Genomic DNA, 7,799 nt, shown 5'->3' on the forward strand with positions numbered 1-7,799 from the left:
AACCAGGCTCAACACCTTCTCTCTGACTTCGGAGTAGTTTGAGATGTGGATGATCGATGCTTCTGCTCTTCTACTCTTTGGACCAGCAGTACCTCCTGCTACACCTGTGTAGCCTGCTGTGTGTATGTCAACTGTCGCTATACCTAACCTTCTAGAGATAGGGCCCTGCACCACCTCTACCGACATTACCCTAGCGTAGGGTACCGTACTTTTTATCCTCCACCATACACCCCGCTCAACAACAACTTCATCGCCCGTTAGACGGAATGTTATGGATTGGTAGTAGCGTGAAGACCAGTAGAAGACAAAGCAAGTCGCAGCTATAATGGGGGCGAAGAACGCTATGATGGGTATGAGAAGATATGCTGGCTCAAATATATAGTTTGTGCTTTACGCTGCTGTAGCCCTTCCGTATTTCACGATCTAACCAATGGGTTGGACGCCGATGGCTCATTGATTTTGGAAACGTAAGCGAACTTTTTACCTTATCCTGGTTGAACAGAGCCCTTTAGACGCTGCTGAACAAACCCTAAATACTCCGCTTCAACCACCTCCTTCATAGGGATGTTCGTACCAAGCATGATCTTCTTGACCAAGGGTGTAGGTAGGCACAAGGAGAGGCTGGCGAGCTTCGAGCTAGCTCTAAGAGACGCTGGGATAGCCTTCTGCAACCTGGTCCACGTATCGAGCATCTTCCCACCTTCCTGTAAGCTGGTCTCCAGAGAGGTTGGGCTAAGGAAGCTGAAGCCAGGTCAGATAACCTTCTGTGTTATGAGTAGAATAGATACCAACGAACCAAATAGGCTCATCGCGGCAGCAATAGGTGTAGCTATTCCTCAGGATAAGAGGCTCTATGGCTACCTTTCAGAACATTCTGCGTACGGTCAGACTCAGGAGAAGGCTGGGGAGTACGCTGAGGATCTAGCCGCTTCTATGCTTGCTTCAACTATGGGTGCAGACTTCGACATAGAGCGTAGCTACGATGCTCGCAGAGAGATCTGGCGCATTTCTGGTAAAGTGGTTAAGACTAGGCACATCGTTCAGTCAGCTGAGGGCGACAAGAACGGTCTCTGGACCACGGCAATAGCCGCAGCAATAATGCTCTAACCTACACCCATCCTTTATTTTTTGATCAATGAGAGTAAAGCGGAAACAGAAATGATGCCTAAAACGATTGAGAGGGAGAGCGGGGTAGGCACGGTCACATCAAAACCGCTTAAGATGAATTTGAAACCAAGGAAGGTTAGAACTATTGCTAAGCCTTTGCTCAGATAGGTAAGTCTACGCAACGCCCTAGCTAAAACAAAGTAGAGTGCTCTCAAACCGAGTATCGCCATAATGTTCGAGGTGTAGGCTGTGAAGAACTCTTCTGTAACAGCAAGAACAGCTGGCACAGAGTCTAAAGCGAACATTATGTCTGTCGTCTCGATGGCTAGAAGCACTAAGATCAGCGGTGTGAAGACTATTTTATTGCTTTCTTTGACAAAAAATCTACCACCTACGTAGTTAGGCGATATAGGAAGCACACTCTTAGCTAATCTAACTATTCTATTCTTTTCGGGGTCCACTTCTTCTAACCCGCTTCTGATAAGTTTATAGCCTGAGTAAAGTAGAACACCACCAAATATGTAAACCATCCAATGGAAGCGTTCTAGAAGCGCTATACCTGTGACTATAAAAGCGCCTCTGAAGACTATAGCGCATAATATGCCTATGAATAGAGTCTTATGCTGGTGAACAAATGGCACACCAAAGTAACTGAATATCACTAAGAAGACAAATAGGTTATCTACGCTCAGCGACTTTTCTACAACGTATGCAGTAATATACTTGAGACCCTCTTCGTGGCCGTAGTGCCAGAAGACGTAGGTGCCGAATGCTAATCCTACAACTATCCATATGATGCTCCACATCACATCCTTCCTAAACGTGACTTCTGGATCCCTCCCACGTGTTGTAAGATCGATTAGTAAGAAGATGCCGATCAATAGGTGGAAGGCGATCCAGAATGTTATGCTCCATTCTTCCAACCGAATCGCTTTAAGGAGTTGTAGAAAAGGGTTTAAGAAGTTATCTGCGAAAGTTACTGGAGTTCACACGATCTCTTATTTTTGGGTAAAAATTTTTAGTGCGATATTCTGAAGGTCGGTCAGAAAGAGAGCGTGGAGCCGGGATGCCTAGGAGGATGCGTTGGACGACTCTGGTGCACAATGGTGTAGCCTTCCCACCTGAGTATGAGCCTAAGGGCATAAAAGTTGGTTTGAGAGGTGATTGGATCGTACCAAGCCCTATAGTTGAGGAGATGCTTTATGCTTGGGCTAAGAAGAAGGATACACCCTATGTTAAAGACGAGGTCTTTCAAAAGAACTTCCTCGAATCTCTGAGACCACACCTACCTCCTTCTTACCGCGATATAACATTCAGCGAGATAGACCTCTCTGAGTACTATAAGGCGATAGAGGAGGAGAAAAGAGCCAAGGAGTCTATGAGTAAAGAGGAGAAGAAGCGGCTAGCCCAAGAGCGGAAGAAGAAGCGTGAGGAGCTCAAAGCGAAGTACGGCTACGCTACAGTTGACGGCATAACAGTGGAGGTTCTTAACTGGATGGTTGAGCCTCCGGGCATCTTTATGGGTAGAGGCAATCACCCCCTACGTGGTAAATGGAAGGAGCGTGTTAAGCCAGAAGATGTCGTGCTAAACCTAGGTGAGGATGCACCTATACCAGAGGGGCGTTGGGGTGGCATAGTGCACGATCATACAAGCATGTGGCTTGCTAAGTGGGTTGATAAGATCGACCCTAGTAAGAATAAGTATGTGTGGTTGTCCGAAGCTTCTTTCTTAAGGCAGCAGCAAGACTACCTAAAGTATGAGGCAGCAGCGAAACTTGAGAAGAAGATTGATAGAATCAGAAGGGCGATAAAGAAGATGCTCTCATCTAAAAGAAAGGAGATTAGGAAAATAGCAACGGTATGTTATTTGATAGACGCTTTAGCTATGAGGGTGGGTGACGAAAAGGATGAAGACGAGGCTGATACTGTAGGTGCCACTACACTCAGAGTTGAGCACGTCAAGCTGAATCAGCGCGGCATAGAATTTGACTTCCTCGGTAAGGATAGCGTAAGGTGGCAGAAGACTATCGATGATCCAGATCCACATCTTGTAGAGAACTTTAAGGAGTTTATGAGAGGAAAGAAGCCCGAAGATCAGATATTTGACGGCGTCACATCAGAAAAGGTTAACAGTTTCCTGAAGAAGTTCGATAAAGATCTTACCGCGAAGGTCTTCCGCACCTACATAGCGACAAAGACGGTCAAAGACTTCCTTGAGCAGAGGAACGGCACCCTTAAAGACGAAGAGGACTTCGTGAAACTCTACTACGCCAAGCTTGCAAATCTAGAAGCGGCTGTAAAATGTAATCACAAACGAACACCCCCAAAGAATTGGGATGAGAGTATGAGGAAGAAGGAGGAGCGTCTAGCGAAACTTCTGGCCACACCCACACCTAAGACTGAGAAAGGTAGACTGAGGCTTGAGCAGAGGATTAGGAAAGCGAAGCTCCAACTAGAGCTCGCAAAAGCCACCAAAGAGTATAATTTGAACACCTCTCTCAAGAACTACATAGACCCGCGTGTCTACTACCGCTGGGCTAAGAAAGTCGGGTTAGATTGGAAGCTCATCTATCCAAAGTCGCTGCAGCGCAAATTCCTTTGGGTTGAAAGCAAGACCCCTCTAATAAAGGTGAAGGGAAATAAATAGGTTCAAGCCTAGACCAAATGACCTATGCTGCAGCTGGGAACAGAAGATTACGCCAAATACCCTTTCCTAGAAGAAGCTAGGGAGCGGCTGAGCAGACTGGGGGTGAGCATAGAAGAGCTAGGTGAGTATACAGAAGCTCTATCAAGCGCAAAAGAGCGGCTGATTAAAGCTTATAAACGGGGTTACATCGACGATGAGCTCGCAGAAAGTGATAAAGAGCTTCTATCCTTCCACATCGCACTTCTGCTCGTTAAGCTTCTTGAGGTTGAGCAACTTGCCGCAAAATTTTCGCTCGCAGAAGCAAGAAGAGTTGAACACTTCTTGGAGCAAGAGGGTAAAAAAGATCTCGTTGCCTACATCTTTAAGGTTGTTACAGGGGTGGATGCTGAGGAGGTGCAGCAGACCTTCGGTGGTGTGGAATATGAGTACCGCATCCCCGTCATCGAGTATCTTAAGAGGGCTGTTCATCTGCACAGCTCAGAATGGAAGCTTGTGAATAGGGTTGTGGATGGAGGGTTCGTCTACCTAACTACACACGGTTTGAGTAGGCTGATAAGAGAGGAGATTAGATTGATGATATATGGCCGCATCAAGTCACTCCCTCAACCCAGACTAACTCCAGCTCTGCAAGAAGCGGTGGAAGATTTGAGGAAGGTGATCAAAGCCTTCACCCCAATTACACCAACAACAGCAGAGCCTACCAAATACCCGCCTTGTGTTCAACACGCACTCGATCTTCTTCAGAGGGGACAGAACATACCTCACTACGGGCGTTTCCTTATGACCACCTACCTACTAAACATAGGGAAGAGTGTGGATGAGGTTGTTTCGCTATTTGCTAAAGCACCAGACTTCAACGAGCGGCTTACACGCTATCAAGTTGAGCATATAGCTGGGCTAAGAGGGGGAGGCACAAAGTATAGGCCACCTAGCTGCAGAACCCTTCAGGCACACACTTTATGCTTTAAAACCGAGGCTTGTGATGACATAAAGAATCCTATACAGTTTGGAAGATATGGGGCGAAAGGAGGGTTAAAAAAACGGAGCAAGTAGAACTCTTCCTGAAGCAGTTCTACAAACGCTACTATTTTAGTAGGATTGAGGAGGTTGAAGCGCCTATTAGAATTGAGGAGAGAGAGTTCGGCTACCTACCGTTCGGCGGGACTATGGTTAGGCACCTATCATTCAAGAGCGAGGGGGAGCTAAAAGCCCATCTAGTGAAAGAGGCGCCGAGGTCGGTCTACTACTCCATAGCCTACTACTACGACCCCACCCTACCTATGCAAGAAAAAGGGTGGAAGGGCGCAGACATAGCCTTCGACATAGACTGCGACGACTTAAATCTTGAGTGTAAAAAAGAACACGACATATGGATCTGCAGCAGCTGCGGCGCAAGAGGAAAGGGAAGTAAACCCAAGCGATGTAGATGCGGAAGCACCTCTTTCAAGCAGCTGAACTGGGTCTGCTCAAACTGCTTAGAGGGCGCCAAAGAAGAGGTTAAGAAGTTAATCGAGATTCTTGTTAGCGATCTTGGTCTTACAAAGAAGCAGATAAAAGTCTACTTCTCTGGGAGCAAAGGCTACCACGTTACTGTGGAGGGAACAGACTTCGAGTACTTAGATCAGTTGGGTAGAATGGAGCTGGCTGATTATGTGTGCGGAAGAGGTCTATTGCCTGAATTCATCGGTGTAGCTAAAGCATCAAGTGTAGACGATTTGTGGAGAAGGCTCCCTATTGTAGGCGAATCTGGTTGGAGAGGTAGGGTAGCGGAATACTTTGCTGACAACAATAGAGTCGACCCTAGGGAGAAGATAATAGAGATTTACGCAAAATCGGGATATCGTGGGTTCAAGAAGGTACTTGAAGAATGTGTAAAGAAGATGGGCGTAACTATAGATAGCAACGTAACCACCGACATACATAGAATACTCCGCCTACCTGGAACACTACATAACGAGACAGGGTTGATCAAAAAAAGAGTAGCTTCGCTGGACTCCTTCGACCCTCTTGTTGACGCCGTTGCATTCGGTGACGATCATATTGAAGTTGAGGTGATCTACGCACCTTCCTTCACTCTTCTAGACCAGCGCTACTATCTTGAACCCGCGCAGAAAGTTAAACTACCACTTGCAGCAGCAGTCTACCTACTCGGGCAAGGTTTGGCGAAGCTGGTGTAGAGGTTGGTTGAGGTGAGCCTAAACCTAATCGGTCGGCTGATGGAGGAGGAGATGCTGGATAATGCTCTCAAGCGCATACCTCAAGACACCTATAGATCCGTAGCCCTATACCTAAAGGATACAAGGAACTCTGACCAACTGTGCGAGACTCTAGCAGCACATCTCAAGCTAAGGGAGAAAGAACTTCTGCTGAACCTTACACTTAATCTTCTGAGGCTGAGGCTAAGCAAGGCGAAAAGAGGCAAGGGTCTTCAAGAAGCAAATCTGCTGCCTGAAGAAAGATACATTCTCGAAGCCGAAGAGCAGGCTGAGCGGCGCCTAAGTAAGATCGTAAATGCGTTGAAAAACGGTCAACTTTCTTTGCTAACAAGCATAGAAGAGAGGCATATCAGGAAGCTTGTAACCCTACGCTTCCTAAGAGCCTTTGATGCTATAATCGGTGTAGACTTGAGGCGATACGGACCTTTCAAGCCCGAGGATGTAGCTACCATACCTTTGGAGAACGCCAAGCCACTTGTAGAACAAGGTGTTGCTGTGGAAATCTGGCTGGATGAGTAGCAGCCTAAACATCTGCCTTTTTATAGTGGAGTAAAGATAGTATCTGCGGTCGACTCTCGGTTGTCTCAGCAGGAGTTTGTGTTTAAAGTAAGGTTTAAGCCGAAGTTCTCTTGGGTTGACAAGGTGTATCTTGGAAACCTTCTGATCGAAGCGTTAGGTCTCTTAGCTAGGCAGAGCGGCGCCTTCGAATTCGACGTAGAAGCTTTAGAGAAGACTGAAAAGGAGTAGGGCTCACCAGACTGCTTGGAGGTTATTCTCCGCTCTTCGCTTCGGCTGTCTGATGCGCAGCACTCTCAGGCTCAGGCACACCCTCGGGAACCTCTATCTTCGGCTTAACCTCCTCAAGCCTTATCGTAAGCAGATACACCTTATTGTTGTGATGTATAATCCTCTTGCTAACCCTAGGGCTTCTGAAGGCTAGCTTCGCTATGAGATACTCTCTTATCCTCTTAAGCTGTGCGTAGGTCACCAGCTCTTGACCTACGAGGCTCTCAAAGTCGGGGTCACTTTCTATATCGGACAAGACCTATGATTCAAATGTTTGACCAACCTATTAACTCTTTCTACTATACCAAGTGAATAACTGCTCAATTATTCTTAAGTATTACATTTTTGATATTAACTCTTTGGTAATAGAGTTGACCTATGTGACGGTATCTGCTAGGATAGATAAGACTTTGCGAGAGAAGCTTAAAAAGATACGGCATATCTGTGAGCAAAGTGATTAGAAGGGCTCTTGAAGAGGAGGTTAGGAAGGCCGTGGAGGAAGAGATTAGAAGAATACTTGGAAGGATAGGAAGGATTCTAGAAGCCGCTAAGCTCGAAGCAACCACCTCTTCCAGCGGTATGATGTAAATTGTTCTACCTTTGATACTAAGCTCCACCGCCTTCTTCTGCTTCTCATAACTATCTCCCACTATATCGATGCCTTTTCGGCGAACTGTGGAAACTTCAGAAGGTTAAGCCAACATCGCTGACCACCTTAAGGAACTCTCTAACGAATTTTACGTCCCCTTCAACGATTATGTCCACATCTCCCGTTCTATAGGCTCTTGCTGAGTAGATCTCAGCAGCGAAACCGCCCACTATAATTATTCTACCTACCCCTTCTCTTTATAAGTTCCTCATTCAACCAGCTTAACAGAATCAGGAAGCGCTCTGTTTCACTTCCTCCTTCAGCCTCTTTTGCAACTTTATCTAGAGATGAGATGATCTCTCTCAGATCCTTTCCACAATCAAAACATTCTTCTCCCATTTGACCCACCCGAGTAGCTCCATACCCTTCCAGCATGTATAAGCAAACTCAGCAA

Annotated in this window: 10 protein-coding genes and 1 pseudogene; 7 read left to right on the top strand and 4 right to left on the bottom strand. The window is 46.4% G+C overall.

Annotated elements, in window-relative coordinates:
* The coding region (locus HA494_07105) for a PH domain-containing protein (protein ID NHV97535.1) at positions 1-378 on the bottom strand (378 nt) is incomplete at its 3' end.
* A gap of 186 nt (positions 379-564) precedes the next feature.
* Between HA494_07105 and HA494_07110 the strand changes: the two genes are divergently transcribed.
* Entirely contained in the window at positions 565-1,107 is a 543-nt protein-coding gene (locus HA494_07110; GenBank protein NHV97536.1) for an arginine decarboxylase, pyruvoyl-dependent, read from the top strand.
* Positions 1,108-1,121: 14 nt separating this feature from the next.
* Here the strand turns inward: HA494_07110 and HA494_07115 are convergent, their stop codons facing one another.
* Positions 1,122-2,030: a TerC family protein gene (locus HA494_07115; GenBank protein NHV97537.1), complete on the bottom strand. Its 909-nt coding sequence runs from the start codon at positions 2,028-2,030 to the stop codon at positions 1,122-1,124.
* 155 nt (positions 2,031-2,185) lie between these two features.
* Here HA494_07115 and HA494_07120 point away from each other — a divergent pair, with 155 nt between their 5' ends.
* From HA494_07120 to HA494_07140, 5 genes are all read left to right on the top strand, one after another.
* Positions 2,186-3,754 carry a DNA topoisomerase I gene (locus HA494_07120; GenBank protein NHV97538.1) on the top strand — a complete coding sequence of 523 codons (1,569 nt, stop codon included), beginning with the start codon at positions 2,186-2,188 and terminating at the stop codon, positions 3,752-3,754.
* 24 nt (positions 3,755-3,778) lie between these two features.
* The gene (locus HA494_07125; GenBank protein NHV97539.1) at positions 3,779-4,807 is read left to right on the top strand and encodes a hypothetical protein; all 1,029 of its coding nucleotides are present in this window, start codon (positions 3,779-3,781) and stop codon (positions 4,805-4,807) included.
* A gap of 113 nt (positions 4,808-4,920) precedes the next feature.
* Positions 4,921-5,931, top strand: a complete 1,011-nt coding sequence (locus HA494_07130; GenBank protein NHV97540.1) for a DNA primase — start codon at positions 4,921-4,923, stop codon at positions 5,929-5,931.
* A gap of 3 nt (positions 5,932-5,934) precedes the next feature.
* Entirely contained in the window at positions 5,935-6,489 is a 555-nt protein-coding gene (locus HA494_07135; GenBank protein NHV97541.1) for a hypothetical protein, read from the top strand.
* A 60-nt stretch (positions 6,490-6,549) separates the two neighbouring features.
* Complete coding sequence (locus HA494_07140; protein NHV97542.1) at positions 6,550-6,717, top strand: hypothetical protein; 168 nt, start codon at positions 6,550-6,552, stop codon at positions 6,715-6,717.
* A 22-nt stretch (positions 6,718-6,739) separates the two neighbouring features.
* Here the strand turns inward: HA494_07140 and HA494_07145 are convergent, their stop codons facing one another.
* On the bottom strand, positions 6,740-7,012 hold the full coding sequence (locus tag HA494_07145) for a hypothetical protein (protein NHV97543.1): 273 nt from the start codon (positions 7,010-7,012) through the stop codon (positions 6,740-6,742).
* A gap of 115 nt (positions 7,013-7,127) precedes the next feature.
* On the opposite strand from HA494_07145, the pseudogene HA494_07150 reads away from it, so the two are divergent.
* A pseudogene (locus tag HA494_07150) lies at positions 7,128-7,344 on the top strand (ribbon-helix-helix protein, CopG family).
* A 241-nt stretch (positions 7,345-7,585) separates the two neighbouring features.
* Here HA494_07150 and HA494_07155 read toward each other — a convergent pair.
* A complete protein-coding gene (locus tag HA494_07155) occupies positions 7,586-7,744 on the bottom strand; it encodes a hypothetical protein (protein NHV97544.1) in 159 nt (52 codons plus the stop codon).
* Positions 7,745-7,799 lie beyond the last annotated feature (55 nt).

Source organism: Nitrososphaerota archaeon (genome assembly GCA_011605775.1).
Taxonomy (GTDB): Archaea; Thermoproteota; Nitrososphaeria; order Nitrososphaerales; family JAAOZN01; genus JAAOZN01.

Bases quoted from the DNA above. Each gene is read 5' to 3' on its own strand.
- HA494_07110 (NHV97536.1), top strand. From the start codon at position 565: ATGTTCGTACCAAGCATGATCTTCTTGACCAAGGGTGTAGGTAGGCAC.
- HA494_07120 (NHV97538.1), top strand. From the start codon at position 2,186: ATGCGTTGGACGACTCTGGTGCACAATGGTGTAGCCTTCCCACCTGAG.
- HA494_07125 (NHV97539.1), top strand. From the start codon at position 3,779: ATGCTGCAGCTGGGAACAGAAGATTACGCCAAATACCCTTTCCTAGAA.
- HA494_07130 (NHV97540.1), top strand. From the start codon at position 4,921: ATGGTTAGGCACCTATCATTCAAGAGCGAGGGGGAGCTAAAAGCCCAT.
- HA494_07155 (NHV97544.1), bottom strand. From the start codon at position 7,744: ATGGGAGAAGAATGTTTTGATTGTGGAAAGGATCTGAGAGAGATCATC.